The sequence below is a fragment of the Cupriavidus agavae genome (genome assembly GCF_004217045.1).
Lineage (GTDB): Bacteria > Pseudomonadota > Gammaproteobacteria > Burkholderiales > Burkholderiaceae > Cupriavidus > Cupriavidus agavae.
On sequence record NZ_SGXM01000003.1, the window covers coordinates 271,770 to 284,397 of the forward strand.

Genomic DNA, 12,628 nt, shown 5'->3' on the forward strand with positions numbered 1-12,628 from the left:
TGGTGACCTGCGCACACGCCGTGCGCTAACCGCCCACCGCTGTCCCACAACCAGAAGACGAGCGCATAATCGCCGGATAGCCCCACACAACAATGGAGTCGAGATGAAGTTGCAGTTGTACGTGCCCGATGGCCGCTATGCGCCGTGGATCGAGGGATTCGCCGAGGTGTTGCCCGAAGCGCAATGCGTGACGTGGGAGGAGAGCCAGGGCCAGCCCGTGGACTACGCCGTGGTGTGGCGCCCGCCGCTGGAAATGCTGCGGGGCAGAACGGACCTCAAGGGCGTGTTCAACCTCGGCGCCGGCGTGGACGGCATCCTGCGGCTGCGCGATGCCGATCCGGACGCACTGCCGGCCGGCGTGCCGATCGTGCGCCTCGACGATGCCGGCATGGCCGCGCAGATGAGCGAGTACGTGACCGCCGCCGTGCTGCGTTATTTCCGCAAGCTCGATGCCTATGACGCGCAGCACAAGGCGGGCACGTGGAAATTCCTGAAGCCCCACCGCCGCGCCGATTTCACGATCGGCGTGATGGGAATCGGCACGCTCGGTTCGCACATCGCGCGCACGCTGGCCAGCTTCGGCTTCCCGGTGCGCGGCTGGAGCCGCTCGGCCAAGGAAGTCGGGGGCGTGACATCATTCCACGGCGATGACGGCCAGGTGGCTTTCCTCGACGGGCTGAAGGTGCTGGTGAACGTGCTGCCGCTGACGCCCGAGACCGAGGACATCATCGGCACCGACCTGCTCTACAAGCTTGCCAGGGGTGCCTACGTGATCAACGTGGCACGCGGCCCGCACGTGGTGGAAGAGGACCTGCTGGCGGCCGTGCAGGACGGGCAGATCGCCGGCGCCACGCTCGACGTGTTCCGCACCGAGCCGCTGCCGCCCGAGCATCCGTTCTGGCAGGAGCCGCGCATCACGATCACGCCGCATATTTCAGCGCTGACGCTGCGCGAGGACAGCATCGCCCAGATCGCCGGCAAGATCCGTCTGCTGGCCCAGGGCAAGCCGATCGCCGGCGTGGTGGACCTGCAGCGCGGCTACTGACGCCGCGCCAGACGAGGAGACAGCATGACCATTCCCCAGTATGTGAAGATCGTCGAAGTGGGCCCGCGAGACGGCCTGCAGAACGAGAAAGCGATGGTGCCGGCCGACGTCAAGGTGGCGCTGGTCAATCAGCTGACCGACGCCGGCTTCGTCAATATCGAGTCCGCGTCGTTCGTGTCGCCCAAGTGGGTGCCGCAGATGGCCGATGGTGCCGAGGTCATGGCGCGCATCACGCGCCGGCCCGGCACGCTGTACTCGGTGCTGACGCCGAACATGAAGGGCTTCGAGGCTGCCGTGGCCGCCGGCGCGGACGAGGTGGTGATCTTCGGCGCGGCCAGCGAGGCGTTTTCGCAGAAGAACATCAACTGTTCGATCGCCGAATCGATCGCGCGCTTCGAGCCGGTGGCGGCGGCGGCGAAGGAAGCGGGCGTGCGGCTGCGCGGCAGCATTTCGTGCTCGCTGGGCTGCCCCTACCAGGGCGAGGTGCCGGTCAGCGCCGTGGTGGACGTGGTGCGCCGCATGCGCGAACTGGGCTGCGATGAGATCGACATTGCCGACACCATCGGCGTGGGCACGCCCACCAGGGTGCAGGAGGTCATGCGCGCCGTCTCGGCCGAGTTCGCCATCGACCGGCTCTCGGGCCATTTCCATGACACCTACGGCCAGGCGCTGTCGAACATCCTCGCGAGCCTGGAAGTGGGCATTGCCATCTTCCACGCGTCGGTGGCGGGCCTCGGCGGTTGCCCTTATGCGAAGGGCGCCACGGGCAACGTGGCGACCGAGGACGTGCTGTACATGCTGCACGGCATGGGGCTGCACACCGGCATCGATCTCGAAGCCGTGGTGCGCACTGGCGATTTCATCTCGCAGGCCATCGGCCGCCCCAACAGCTCGCGCGTGGGCAAGGCGCTGCTGACCAAGTGGGCCACGGCCGCCGAGGCCGGCGCCGCCACCTGCGTGTGATCGCTCCAACCGACAACAACAACGACCATGAGCCAGCCCCCCGAATCCCTTGCCGCCCTCCCCGAATCCGCGCAGCGCGTGGCCGACCTGCTGGCCGGCATCGGGCATGACCGTCCGGTCGTGATGCTGCCCGCCACCGGCAAGACCTCCGCCGAGGCGGCGGCGGGCCTGGGCTGCAGCGTGGCCGAGATTGCCAAGTCGATCATCTTCCGCCGGGTGAAGGACGACGCGCCGGTGCTGGTGATCGCCAGCGGCAGCAATCGCGTGGACGAGGCCAAGGTAGCCGCGCGCGTGGGCCCGCTTGGCAAGGCCGATGCGAAGTTCGTGCGCGAGAAGACAGGCTATGCGATCGGTGGCGTCTGCCCGATCGGCCATGCGGTGGCGCCCGTGATGCTGCTCGATGCGGATCTGTTCCGCTACGAGAGCGTCTGGGCCGCCGCCGGGCATCCGCACGCGGTGTTCAACTTCACGCCGCAGCAGTTGCAGGCCATGACCGGCGCGCCGGTGGTGGACGTGGCGCAGGCCGCGCAATGACCCCCGCGCGGCGCCGCCTGCTGGCGGACCTCGTGCGCGGCGCGGCGGCGGCGCAGATTGTCTCGCCCGTGCCGTCGCCTTGCCGCAGCATCTGCAAGATGGAGCGCGCGAGCGGCTTTTGCGAGGGCTGCCTGCGTACCATCGAGGAAATCGCGGCCTGGTCGAACGCCGACGACGCCGAACGCCGCCGCGTCTGGGCGCTGCTTCCGGCACGCGTCTCGCAGCTCTGCGAGGAAGGCAGCCAGGCATGAGCGCGCTGCCCGACACGATCCGCGTGTTCGAACGTGGCTGGCTGTCGGCCAACAACGTGCTGTTCATCGACGATGCCACGCAGGACACGACCATCGTCGATACGGGCTACGTCACGCACGCGGCGCAGACCGTGGCGCTGGTGGACGCCGCGCTGGCCGGGCGTCCGCTACGCCGTATCCTCAACACCCACCTCCATTCCGACCATTGCGGCGGCAACGCGGCGCTGCAGGCGCGCTGGCAGCCGGTGACGGCGATCCCGGCCGCCGAAGCGGCCGCGGTAGCCGCGTGGGACGACGACGCGTTGAGCTTCGCGGCAACGGGCCAGCAATGCGCGCGCTTTGCGTTCGATGCAGTCCTGCAGGATGGCGACGCGTTGCATCTCGGCGGCATCGACTGGCAGGTGATCGCCGCGCCGGGGCATGACCCGCACGCCGTGATGCTGTTCGCGCCGCAGCCGCGCATCCTGATTTCCGGCGATGCACTATGGGAAAACGGCTTCGGTGTGATCTTCCCCGAGTTGGATGGCGAGAGCGGCTTCGCCGAACAGGCCGCGATTCTTTCGCGTATCGAGACGCTGGACGCCCGGCTCGTGATCCCGGGCCATGGCCGCGTGTTCGACGATGTGGCAGGTGCCGTGAGCCGCGCCCGGGGTCGGCTGGAATATCTGCGCGCCGATCCCTTGCGCAATGCCACGCATGCGATCAGGGTGCTGGTGAAGTTCAAGCTGCTGGAAGCGCAGACGATCTCACGGGCGGACTTGTTTGCATGGTTTGCCAGTACACCGCTGATGCAGCGCATGCAGGCCCGCTACCTGCCATCGCAGTCGATGGAGGCCACCTTCGATCAGGCGATGAAGGGGCTGGAGAAGGTGGGGGCGTTGGTGCGGGATGGGGAGAGGGTGAGCAATCTGGATTGATTGCTGCATCGCGCACCCCATGGTTTTCTCGCCTCTCCCGCAAGCGGGAGAGGAAGCAAACCAGCGAATACGCCAATCAAAACCGCGTCCGCATCCCCACCCGCACACTACGTCCCGGCAGCGGCGCGATGTCCCGCAGGATCGACGTTGCGCTACGGGCCTCGGTGTTGGTCAGGTTGTCCCCGCGCACATAGAACAGCGTCTGCGTGCCCGCCAGCTTCATCTTGTACGTGAGCGCCACGCCCAGCATCGTGTAGGCGTCGGTCGGCGTATCGCCGGCCGGCACGCGGCTCTGGCGGGCGTTCCAGTCCACGTTGATGCGCGCGCCCCACGGGCCGGCGCCGTACACCAGCGATCCACCCAGGCGCAGCGGCGACAGGCGCGGCAGCGGTTCGCCGTTGCTGCGGTTCTCGCCGTGCACGTAGTCCGCGCGGGCCTCGAAGTCGAGCGTGTCGCTGGTGGTCAGCATCTTCTGCAGCAGGCGGGTCTTGCCTTCCGCCTCGAAGCCATACAGCGTGGCCGGCACGCCCAGGTACTGGTAGGCGGGCAGGGCGCCGTCGGCGCCGCCTGCCACGGCATTGCCTTCCTCGTCGCGGAAGCCGCCGGTGTTGATCAGCGCGAGGTAGTTCTGGAAGCGGCTGTAGTAGCCGGACACGCTGCCGCTGTGGTCGCCTTGCTTGAAGCGTACGCCGAGGTCGATCGACGTCGCGCGTTCCTTGCTCGCGTTCGGGTCGCCGGTCTCGTACGAGCCGGTGGCCAGGTGGGGACCGTTGGCATACAGCTCGTAGAAGGTGGGCGCACGCTCGGTGTACGACAGGTTCGACGTGACCGTCCAGACCGGGTTCAGCTTGTAGAGCAGGCCCGCCGAGGCGCTGCCGGCGTTGAAGCTGCGTTCCGCGTCGCTGAAGCGGTCGTTGCCGTTGGCGCTGGCCTTCACGCGGCTGTGGTCGAGCCGCCCGCCGAAGTTCAGCTTCAGGTCGCCCGACGAGATCAGCGGCAGTTCCTCGAACACGAAGAAGGCGGCGTTGTCGGTGGTGGTGGTCGGCACGAAGGCTTCCTCGCCCAGCGCCGAGAAGTCGGTGTGGCCGAACTGCGTGCCAAACACGCCGGTCATGTTGCCGATCTTGCCGTGCCTGGCCTCCAGGCGCGCGTCCCAGCCGCGGTTCTTGAACGTGGTGCCGGTCTCGCCGTCCTCGATCTCGCGGTGCTCGTAATCGGTGTAGCTGAAGTCGCCCTTGACCGACTCGATGATGCCGCCAGTGCTGCCTGACAGGTTGCGGGCCTCGCCGGCCACCGCGAAGCGGTCCTGGCGCAGCTTGATGCGCGCGTCTTCCTCGGCCGGCGTGCCGTAGTCATTGCGGTAGGTGGACCAGTTCGCGCCCACGAAGCCGTCCACCCACGTGTACGAGCCGCCCAGCGAGCCGCCCTCCTGGTGTGCGTTGGTGTTCGGAATCTTGCCGTACGCCTCGCTCTCGCCCTCGGGCAGCGGCTGCGTGGCGCGCAGGTTGCCGCTACGCGCGAAGCCGGGAATCTTCAGGTCGCTGGTCTGGCGCACGAAGGCATCGGCGTGCACGGCGAACTGGCCGTTGCCGGCTTCGAGCAGCCCGCTGGCGTTGCGGCCCTTGTCACCGCCGGCGGTGCCGCTGACGTCGGCGGCGCCGGATACACCGGTGATCGGGTCGCGCGGGATGCGGTTGTCGATCACGTTGACCACGCCGCCCACGGCGTTGCCGCCGTACAGCAGCGCCGCCGGGCCGCGCACCACCTCGATCTTCTCGGCCACCAGCGGATCGATGGGCACCGCATGGTCATAGGAGAGTGTCGAGGCGTCGAGCGTGGAGCCGCCGTTCTGCAGCACCTTGATGCGGTCGCCGTCCAGGCCGCGGATGACCGGGCGGCTGGCGTTGGGGCCGAAATATGACGAGGTCACGCCGGGCAGGCTGTTCAGGGTCTCGCCAAGCGTGCTGGCTTCGCGCACGGTCAGCGCATCGCCGCCCAGCGACGAGACCGGCGCCACCATGTCGTTGAGGTCGCTGCCGAGCGGATTGGCGGTCACCACCACCTCTTTCAGCGTCTGGGGCGCGGCGGGAGCGGCCGGGGCGGCGGCGTCCTGCGCCAGTGCGTGGGACGACAGACCTGCTGCGATCAGGGCGGCCAGTGCCGCCAGCGGGGTGCGGCGCACCGCCGGAATAAAGTTGGAGTTCGAGTACATGGCTCGCGATTCGAATTCGAGTGGGCGCGCGTGCGGCGCGGCTCAAGGCCCGCACGCGCGGTCAGGCAGACGCGAGGGCGTGGCGAACCGCCACGCGCCCGGTTGTCAGGCGAAGTCGAATGCGAAAGGCGGGGCGCGCGAGTGGAAAGGGCGGGCGGCTGGCAGGTCGGGCCAGCGCCAGGCCAGGTTTGCCGGCTTGACCGGCTTGCCGAAGGCGAGTTGCGGTAGCGCGAAGCTGCCAGAATGTGTGTCGGCCAGCGTGGCGCCGTCGAACAGCACGCACGAGTGAAGGCCGAGCTTCAGGAACGACACGCCGCCGTGGGCATGGGCCGCATGCGTGGGCGACGCCAGCGCGGCGGCGGCCTGTGGCACGGCGGGCAGCCCGCCATGCACCACGCGGTGCACCAGCCCCGCATGCTGTGCCAGCAACAGGCACGCCACGAGCCACAGCGCCGGCCAGACGCCGACGCCGCGTGCCCGCCAGCGCGAGAGCAGCGGAAAGTCAGTGCGCATGCCCGCAGCCGCACGGGCCGTCGCTGTCGTCATGGTCGTGGTCGTGCGCACGCTCGTGCCCGCCGCCATGGTCGTGATCGTGGTCGTGCACGTCGTCGAAGGCATCGCCCCAGTCCGGGAACGGATCGGGGTAGGTGGCCCAGGCGTCCGGGCCGGCCGCCATCTCGTCGTCGGTCAGCAGGCAGGTGTCGAGCCGTTCGAGCAGCGCGCCGGCGTCGAGGTCCAGGCCCACCAGCACCAGTTCCTGGCGACGGTCGCCATATTCGGCCGGCAGGCCGTCTTCGAGCAGGTCGGCCTCGATGGCGGCACGGGCCAGTCCTTCGGACGGCCATTCCCCGGCGTCGATGGCAGCCCACCAGGCGCCGGCCGCGCCGGGACGGCACACGCCGCCGGCCTGCGCCCAGTCGCCGGCAATATCCATGCGGCTCGCCAGCCAGAACAGGCCCCGCGAGCGCAGCACGTCGCCATGCTCGCGCATCCAGTCGGTATGGATCAGGTCCGCGAAACGTTGCGGATGGAACGGGCGGCGGCGGCGGTAGACCAGCGTCGAGACTCCGGCGGCGTCCGGCACGGCGTCGCCCTGCAACGCGGCCTGCCAGCCGGCGGCGTTCGGCGTGGCGTCGATGTCGAAGCGGCCGGTACCCAGCACGCGCCCGGCGGGCACGTTGCCGTGGCTGGCATCGACGAGTTCGGCGCGCGGATTGAGCGCGCGCAGCACCACGTGCAGGCGCCCCAGCTGGCCGGCGTCGACCAGATCGATCTTGTTGATGACGATGACATCGCAGACTTCGACCTGGTCAATCAGCACGTCAACGACCGTACGGTCATCGTCGGCCTCGGCCAGCCCGCGCGCCGAGAGAAAGTCAGCGTCGTGGAAATCCCGCAGGAAGCGGCTGGCGTCGACCACCGTGACCAGCGTGTCGAGATGCGCCACGCCCGGCGCTTGTCCGCCGGGTTCGCCATGCTGGTCTTCGAACGCGAAGCCCTCGGCAATGCCGATCGGTTCGTCGGTGGCGGCAGCCTCGATCAGCACGAAGTCATGCTGGCCGGCTTGCGCCAGCCGTTCCACCTCAGCCAGCAGGTCGCTCCGGCTGTCGAGCACGGCCACGCGCGCGCCAGACTGCGCGGCGAGGTGGTGCAGCACGGTGGTCTTGCCGGCGCCGGTGAATCCGGACAGGACGGTGACGGGCAGGCGAGCGGCCATGACGGTGGGTCGTTATTGCAACAAGGTTGCGACTGTAACAGAAACCTGACACGGGCGACAGGTTGCCCGTTCAGCTATGGTAGTGCGTCCCGATGACGGGGCGGAGTCCGTCATGGTGTGGGGCGCAGCATGCCGTGCCGCACCCAACGAAAACGGCCCGGCCAGGCCGGGCCGTCTGGCCAGCTGAAGGATGCGCCGGGCGGCGGATCAGTCGCCGAACAGCTTCTGGCGCAGTTCGCGGCGTTGCTGGGCTTCCAGCGACAGCGTGGCGGTCGGGCGGGCCAGCAGGCGCGGCACGCCGATCGGCTCGCCGGTTTCCTCGCACCAGCCGTAGTCGCCGGAGTCGATCCGCTGCAGCGACTGCTCCACCTTCTTCAGCAGCTTGCGCTCGCGGTCACGGGTGCGCAGTTCGAGGGCGTGTTCTTCCTCGATCGTGGCGCGATCTGCCGGGTCCGGCACGATCACCGTCTCGCGCAGGTGTTCCGTGGTCTGGTCCGCATTCTTGAGGATCTCGTCGCGAAGCTGCTGAAGGCGATTCTTGAAAAAGGCCAGTTGCGCCTCGTTCATGTAGTCCTTGTCGCTCATCTTCAGGATTTCAGCTTCAGTCAGAAGTTTGTTGCTGCTCATGGTACCTGCTGATTCTCTTGTTGATGCGACCGGCGGTGTCGTCGTCCGCTCGGGTGCAGTCGCCGTCCGCTTGCGCGGTGCGGCTGTTTCACTCTGGCTGGCTGCAGTCTTGCTGCTTCGCGTGCCTCCCTTGGCCTCGCCCGCTTCGGCGTGCGCCGTACTGCCGCGGGGAGCTGGCGTCTCCGTCGCAGCGGTAACTGTCTTGCTGCGGCTTTCCTTGCTTTTTGTTGCGGCTGTCATGGGGCACCTCTCTCTACGCGTCGAAGAGTGACGGCGCATTCGAGGAACCCCAGGGCGGAGGGCGGTCTCCGCACAAAAGCCCTGCGACCGCGCCTGCTGGCGGCCCCGCCTCGTGCTGACGACGACTGCCGCCCTGCGGATACCGGCCGCGCCCAGAGGTGCGCCGCCAGTATCAAATCCGGCCTATTGTACTTGAACAAATTTTTAGGAGATATGGGAGAAAGACCGACAAGAGACAGGAGTTTTCCCGGTATTCCCACCCATCCGGAGGGTTTCGGGCACAGAAAACGCGCCGGGCGCCCCGCCGGCCAGGGTGGCGGCAGAGGCACACGGGGTCATGTGACGGGCCGGCCGGCCCGTCAGGCGGGGGGAATCAGGCCAGGCAGGCGGCCAGGCCCTTGAGGATGGCGTCGCGCGGCAGATCCACGCCGATGAATACCATCTTGGTGCCCGGGGTCTCGCTGTCCCACTTGGCGCCGATGTCGCTGCCCATCAGCTGGTGCACGCCCTGGAACACCACCTTGCGGTCCACCCCTTCCATATAGAGCACCCCCTTGTAGCGCAGCAGCTTCTCGCCGTACACCGACAGGATGCCGGACAGGAACTCCTCCAGCTTGCCGTAGTGGAACGGCCGGTCGCTGCGGAAGACGAACGAGGCGATGCGGTCCGTATGGTGGTGATGGTGGTGGTGGTCGTGCGCATGGCCGTGGCCGTGCTCGTGCCCGTGGTCGTGACCATGGTCATGGCCGCAGTCGGCGCCGCACTGCTCGCCGTGCGCATGGCCGTGGTCATGCTCGTGTTCGTCGGCACGCAGGAAATCGGGGTCGATCTCCAGCTTCTCGTTCAGGTTGAAGCCGCGCAGGTCGAAGATCGTGTCAATCGGCGTTTCGCCAAAATTGGCGGTGCGGATCGGCGCGCGCGCGTTCATGTGCTTCAGGCGGTGGCGCAGTTCGTCCACCTCGGCGGCGGGCACGAGGTCCGACTTGGTGATGAAGATCGCGTCGGCAAAGCCCACCTGGCGCTGCGCCTCTTCCTGCTTGTCGAGCTGGATGTTGCCGTGCTTGGCATCCACCAGCGTGATCACGGCGTCGAGCAGGTAGCGCGAGGCAATCTCCTCGTCCATGAAGAAGGTCTGCGCGACCGGGCCGGGGTTGGCCACGCCGGTGGTCTCGATCACCACGCGGTCGAAGTCGAGCTTGCCCTCGTCGCGCTGGGTGACCAGGTCGGACAGCGCCTGCACCAGATCGCCGCGGATCGTGCAGCAGATGCAGCCGTTGCTCATCTGCACGATCTGCTCGCGGCCGTCCTGCACGAGGATCTCGTTGTCGATGTTTTCCTCGCCGAACTCGTTCTCGATCACGGCGATCTTCATGCCGTGCTGCTCGTTCAGGATGCGCTTGAGCAGCGTGGTCTTGCCGCTGCCGAGGAAGCCGGTCAGGATCGTGACCGGAATGAGTTTGGACATGGATGATGCTCCAGGGAAGATCTAGGGGCCGGCGGCGCCGGCGTCTGGAATGGGTTGGCGGTCAGTGCTCGCCGGAAGCGCGCGCCCGGCCGCAGTCGGCACACAGTCCGTTCACGGTCAGTTCGACATGCTCCACGGCGAAGCCGCTCGGCACGCGTGGCGCCACGGACTTGCCTGCCGATTCCAGGCAGAAGGTCCGGTCGCAGCGCGTGCAGTGGAAGTGGCTGTGCTGGCGGTGCACCTGGGCGCGGGCCGCCTCGTGCTCCAGCAGCGTGAAGCGGAACACGCGGTCCTTGCCGGCGCGTTTCTGGGCCACGCCCTGGTCTACCAGCCAGTCGAGCACGCGGTACACGGTCACGCGGTCCACGTCGCCGTCGGGCGGCAGGCGGTCGATCACGGCCTGATGCGTCAGCGGCTCGTCGGCTTCGATCAGGCAGGCCAGGATGGCCACGCGCGGCTGCGTCACGCGCGCGCCCAGATGGCGCAGCCGCGCCTGGGCGGCCTGGGCGGGCTCCGCCTCGGCGGGCAACGCCGGGGCGTGCGCGTGGGCGGGTTCGGATGTGGGGCGGGTCATGCCGAAGATTTAACCATAGCGCCCGCCGAGTTGCAATTCAGTTGCACAAGCAAGGTTATTCCGGAAGGCGCCCGGCACCCGTTCGGGGGAGGGCTGGAGGAAGTCTTCGGTTTCGTCGGCAACGTCTGTTTCTCGCGGGTTAGCCCCTATACCTGGCGCTTGTTCGCGGTTGCTAACATCCACCTCCGGCTCCGCCTGTCGGCGGGGTTTGCGGCCGCTTACCACCCATACATCGTGCCGATGGTCACCCCGTGTTTTCCGATATGGATCGACGGGGCCGGGGCTCGCGAAACGCGAGATTGCCCTGGCGGCGCGAGCGGCGCTGGAACGGGTTACAGAGGGAACAGGAGAGACGTAATGAAACGAGTTGCAATGAACTTTGCAGCCGCGCTGGTTGTGGCCGGCGTGGGTGCCTTCGCGGGAGCCCAGGCTCAGGAATATCCGGGCAGCAAGCCCGTGCAGGCCGTGGTGCCGTTCGCGGCCGGCGGCCCCACCGACAAGGTGGCGCGCGAGCTGACGATGATCATGTCCAAGCATCTGGGCACCACGATCGTGATCGAGAACCTCGGCGGCGCCGGCGGCACGATCGGCGCCAAGAAGGTGGCGCAGGCCAAGAACGACGGCTACACGATCCTGATCCACCATATCGGCATGTCCACGGCCCCGGCGCTCTACCGCAACCTGGGCTTCGATCCGCTCAAGGATTTCGAGATGGTGGGCGAAGTGGCCGACGTGCCGATGATCATGGTCGGCAACAAGCAACTGCCGCCGGCCAACTTCAAGGACCTGCTGCCGTACATCAAGGCCAACGCCAGCAAGCTGTCGCTGGCCAACGCCGGCATCGGCTCGGCCTCGCACCTGTGCGGCCTGCTGTTCCAGAGCGCGATCCAGACCGAACTGACGACCGTGCCGTACAAGGGCACCGCCCCGGCGCTGACCGACATCCTGGGCGGCCAGGTCAACCTGATGTGCGACCAGACCACCAACATCGCCGGCCAGCTCAAGGCGGGCGCGCTCAAGCCGTACGCGGCCATGCAGTCGCGCCGCGTCGAGGCGTTCAAGGACATCCCGACGGCCGCCGAACAGGGCATGCCGGGCGTGGAAGTCAAGATCTGGCATGCCATGTACGCGCCGAAGGGCACGCCGAAGCCGGTCATCGACAAGCTGTCGGCCGCGCTGCAGAAGTCGGTCACCGACCCGACCTTCCGCGCCAAGATGGCCGAGCTGGGCGCCGAGGCCGTGCCGGCCCAGCGCGCCACGCCGGATTCGCTGCGCACGTTCCTGGGCTCGGAAATCGCCAAGTGGACGCCGGTGATCAAGAAGGCCGGGGTCTACGCCGACTGAAACGGCTGACCGAAACTGCCTCAAAATGCATCAAAGGCCACGCCAGCGCGTGGCCTTTTTTCTTTGTGGCGGCCGGGGCCTGCCGCGGGGTTGCCTATAGTGGGAAAGCTGCCGTCGGGGACGGCACCGGAAAAATCCGCACTTGAAAGCGGGCCGGGTGGCGCCACCTAGGCCGCTGACACCTCTCACGCAAAGGCACCATGGAACAGTATCACGGCACCACCATCGTCAGCGTCAGGCGCGGCAACCAGGTCGCGCTGGGCGGTGACGGCCAGGTCACGCTTGGCAATATCGTGATGAAGGGAACGGCCCGCAAGGTCCGGCGCATCTACAACGGCAAGGTGCTGGTCGGGTTTGCCGGCAGCACGGCCGACGCTTTCTCGCTGCTCGACCGCTTCGAGGCCAAGCTGGAGAAGTACCAGGGCAACCTGACCCGCGCCGCCGTGGACCTGGCCAAGGACTGGCGCTCGGACCGCGCGCTGCGCCGGCTGGAGGCCATGCTGATCACCGCCGACAAGGACACCACGCTGGTCATCACCGGCAACGGCGACGTGCTCGACCCCGAAGGCGGCATTGCGGCCATCGGCTCGGGCGGCGCCTACGCGCAGTCCGCCGCCAAGGCGCTGGCGGAGAACACCGACATGGCGCCGCGCGACGTAGTGGAGAAGGCCCTGACCATCGCCGGCGAACTCTGCATCTACACGAACACCAACTTCGTCATCGAGACCATCGACTGACC

General features: G+C 67.8%; 13 protein-coding genes. 7 read left to right on the forward strand and 6 right to left on the reverse strand.

Going from position 1 to position 12,628, the window contains the following annotated elements; genetic code table 11:
* Positions 1-103 precede the first annotated feature (103 nt).
* The 5 genes from EV147_RS15105 to EV147_RS15125 are packed head-to-tail and all read left to right on the forward strand — an operon-like array spanning position 104 to position 3,710.
* Complete coding sequence (locus EV147_RS15105) at positions 104-1,045, forward strand: 2-hydroxyacid dehydrogenase (RefSeq protein ID WP_130392025.1); 942 nt, start codon at positions 104-106, stop codon at positions 1,043-1,045.
* Positions 1,046-1,069: 24 nt separating this feature from the next.
* A complete protein-coding gene (locus tag EV147_RS15110; protein WP_130392026.1) occupies positions 1,070-2,008 on the forward strand; it encodes a hydroxymethylglutaryl-CoA lyase in 939 nt (312 codons plus the stop codon).
* 27 nt (positions 2,009-2,035) lie between these two features.
* A complete protein-coding gene (locus EV147_RS15115) occupies positions 2,036-2,542 on the forward strand; it encodes a YbaK/EbsC family protein (protein WP_130392027.1) in 507 nt (168 codons plus the stop codon).
* Positions 2,539-2,793 carry a DUF1289 domain-containing protein gene (locus EV147_RS15120; RefSeq protein ID WP_130392028.1) on the forward strand — a complete coding sequence of 85 codons (255 nt, stop codon included), beginning with the start codon at positions 2,539-2,541 and terminating at the stop codon, positions 2,791-2,793. The genes EV147_RS15115 and EV147_RS15120 overlap by 4 nt, the downstream gene beginning before the upstream one ends.
* The gene (locus EV147_RS15125; protein WP_130392029.1) at positions 2,790-3,710 is read left to right on the forward strand and encodes an MBL fold metallo-hydrolase; all 921 of its coding nucleotides are present in this window, start codon (positions 2,790-2,792) and stop codon (positions 3,708-3,710) included. Before EV147_RS15120 ends, EV147_RS15125 begins: the two co-directional genes overlap by 4 nt.
* A 76-nt stretch (positions 3,711-3,786) precedes the next feature.
* Here the strand turns inward: EV147_RS15125 and EV147_RS15130 are convergent, their stop codons facing one another.
* The 6 genes from EV147_RS15130 to EV147_RS15155 all read right to left on the reverse strand — a co-directional run bounded on the left by EV147_RS15130 (position 3,787) and on the right by EV147_RS15155 (position 10,545).
* Positions 3,787-5,922, reverse strand: coding sequence for a TonB-dependent receptor (locus tag EV147_RS15130; RefSeq protein ID WP_130392030.1), 2,136 nt, complete (start codon positions 5,920-5,922; stop codon positions 3,787-3,789).
* A 105-nt stretch (positions 5,923-6,027) separates the two neighbouring features.
* A complete protein-coding gene (locus EV147_RS15135) occupies positions 6,028-6,435 on the reverse strand; it encodes a hypothetical protein (RefSeq protein WP_130392225.1) in 408 nt (135 codons plus the stop codon).
* A complete protein-coding gene (locus EV147_RS15140; RefSeq protein WP_130392031.1) occupies positions 6,425-7,639 on the reverse strand; it encodes a GTP-binding protein in 1,215 nt (404 codons plus the stop codon). Before EV147_RS15140 ends, EV147_RS15135 begins: the two co-directional genes overlap by 11 nt.
* Before the next feature lie 207 nt (positions 7,640-7,846).
* On the reverse strand, positions 7,847-8,266 hold the full coding sequence (gene dksA, locus EV147_RS15145; protein WP_130392032.1) for an RNA polymerase-binding protein DksA: 420 nt from the start codon (positions 8,264-8,266) through the stop codon (positions 7,847-7,849).
* Between the two features lie 613 nt (positions 8,267-8,879).
* Positions 8,880-9,971, reverse strand: coding sequence for a CobW family GTP-binding protein (locus EV147_RS15150; protein ID WP_130392033.1), 1,092 nt, complete (start codon positions 9,969-9,971; stop codon positions 8,880-8,882).
* 61 nt (positions 9,972-10,032) lie between these two features.
* Complete coding sequence (locus EV147_RS15155; protein ID WP_130392034.1) at positions 10,033-10,545, reverse strand: Fur family transcriptional regulator; 513 nt, start codon at positions 10,543-10,545, stop codon at positions 10,033-10,035.
* A 357-nt stretch (positions 10,546-10,902) separates the two neighbouring features.
* On the opposite strand from EV147_RS15155, the gene EV147_RS15160 reads away from it, so the two are divergent.
* Together EV147_RS15160 and hslV are read left to right on the forward strand one after the other, a co-directional pair.
* Positions 10,903-11,889: a tripartite tricarboxylate transporter substrate-binding protein gene (locus EV147_RS15160; protein WP_130392035.1), complete on the forward strand. Its 987-nt coding sequence runs from the start codon at positions 10,903-10,905 to the stop codon at positions 11,887-11,889.
* 200 nt (positions 11,890-12,089) lie between these two features.
* Positions 12,090-12,626 (forward strand): ATP-dependent protease subunit HslV, encoded by a 537-nt coding sequence (gene hslV, locus EV147_RS15165; protein WP_130392036.1) that lies wholly within the window; start codon positions 12,090-12,092, stop codon positions 12,624-12,626.
* Positions 12,627-12,628: the final 2 nt, after the last annotated feature.

Coding starts and splice junctions, on each gene's coding strand:
- EV147_RS15105 (WP_130392025.1), top strand. CDS start 104: ATGAAGTTGCAGTTGTACGTGCCCGATGGCCGCTATGCGCCGTGGATC.
- EV147_RS15110 (WP_130392026.1), top strand. CDS start 1,070: ATGACCATTCCCCAGTATGTGAAGATCGTCGAAGTGGGCCCGCGAGAC.
- EV147_RS15115 (WP_130392027.1), top strand. CDS start 2,036: ATGAGCCAGCCCCCCGAATCCCTTGCCGCCCTCCCCGAATCCGCGCAG.
- EV147_RS15120 (WP_130392028.1), top strand. CDS start 2,539: ATGACCCCCGCGCGGCGCCGCCTGCTGGCGGACCTCGTGCGCGGCGCG.
- EV147_RS15125 (WP_130392029.1), top strand. CDS start 2,790: ATGAGCGCGCTGCCCGACACGATCCGCGTGTTCGAACGTGGCTGGCTG.
- EV147_RS15130 (WP_130392030.1), bottom strand. CDS start 5,922: ATGTACTCGAACTCCAACTTTATTCCGGCGGTGCGCCGCACCCCGCTG.
- EV147_RS15135 (WP_130392225.1), bottom strand. CDS start 6,435: ATGCGCACTGACTTTCCGCTGCTCTCGCGCTGGCGGGCACGCGGCGTC.
- EV147_RS15140 (WP_130392031.1), bottom strand. CDS start 7,639: ATGGCCGCTCGCCTGCCCGTCACCGTCCTGTCCGGATTCACCGGCGCC.
- dksA (WP_130392032.1), bottom strand. CDS start 8,266: ATGAGCAGCAACAAACTTCTGACTGAAGCTGAAATCCTGAAGATGAGC.
- EV147_RS15150 (WP_130392033.1), bottom strand. CDS start 9,971: ATGTCCAAACTCATTCCGGTCACGATCCTGACCGGCTTCCTCGGCAGC.
- EV147_RS15155 (WP_130392034.1), bottom strand. CDS start 10,545: ATGACCCGCCCCACATCCGAACCCGCCCACGCGCACGCCCCGGCGTTG.
- EV147_RS15160 (WP_130392035.1), top strand. CDS start 10,903: ATGAAACGAGTTGCAATGAACTTTGCAGCCGCGCTGGTTGTGGCCGGC.
- hslV (WP_130392036.1), top strand. CDS start 12,090: ATGGAACAGTATCACGGCACCACCATCGTCAGCGTCAGGCGCGGCAAC.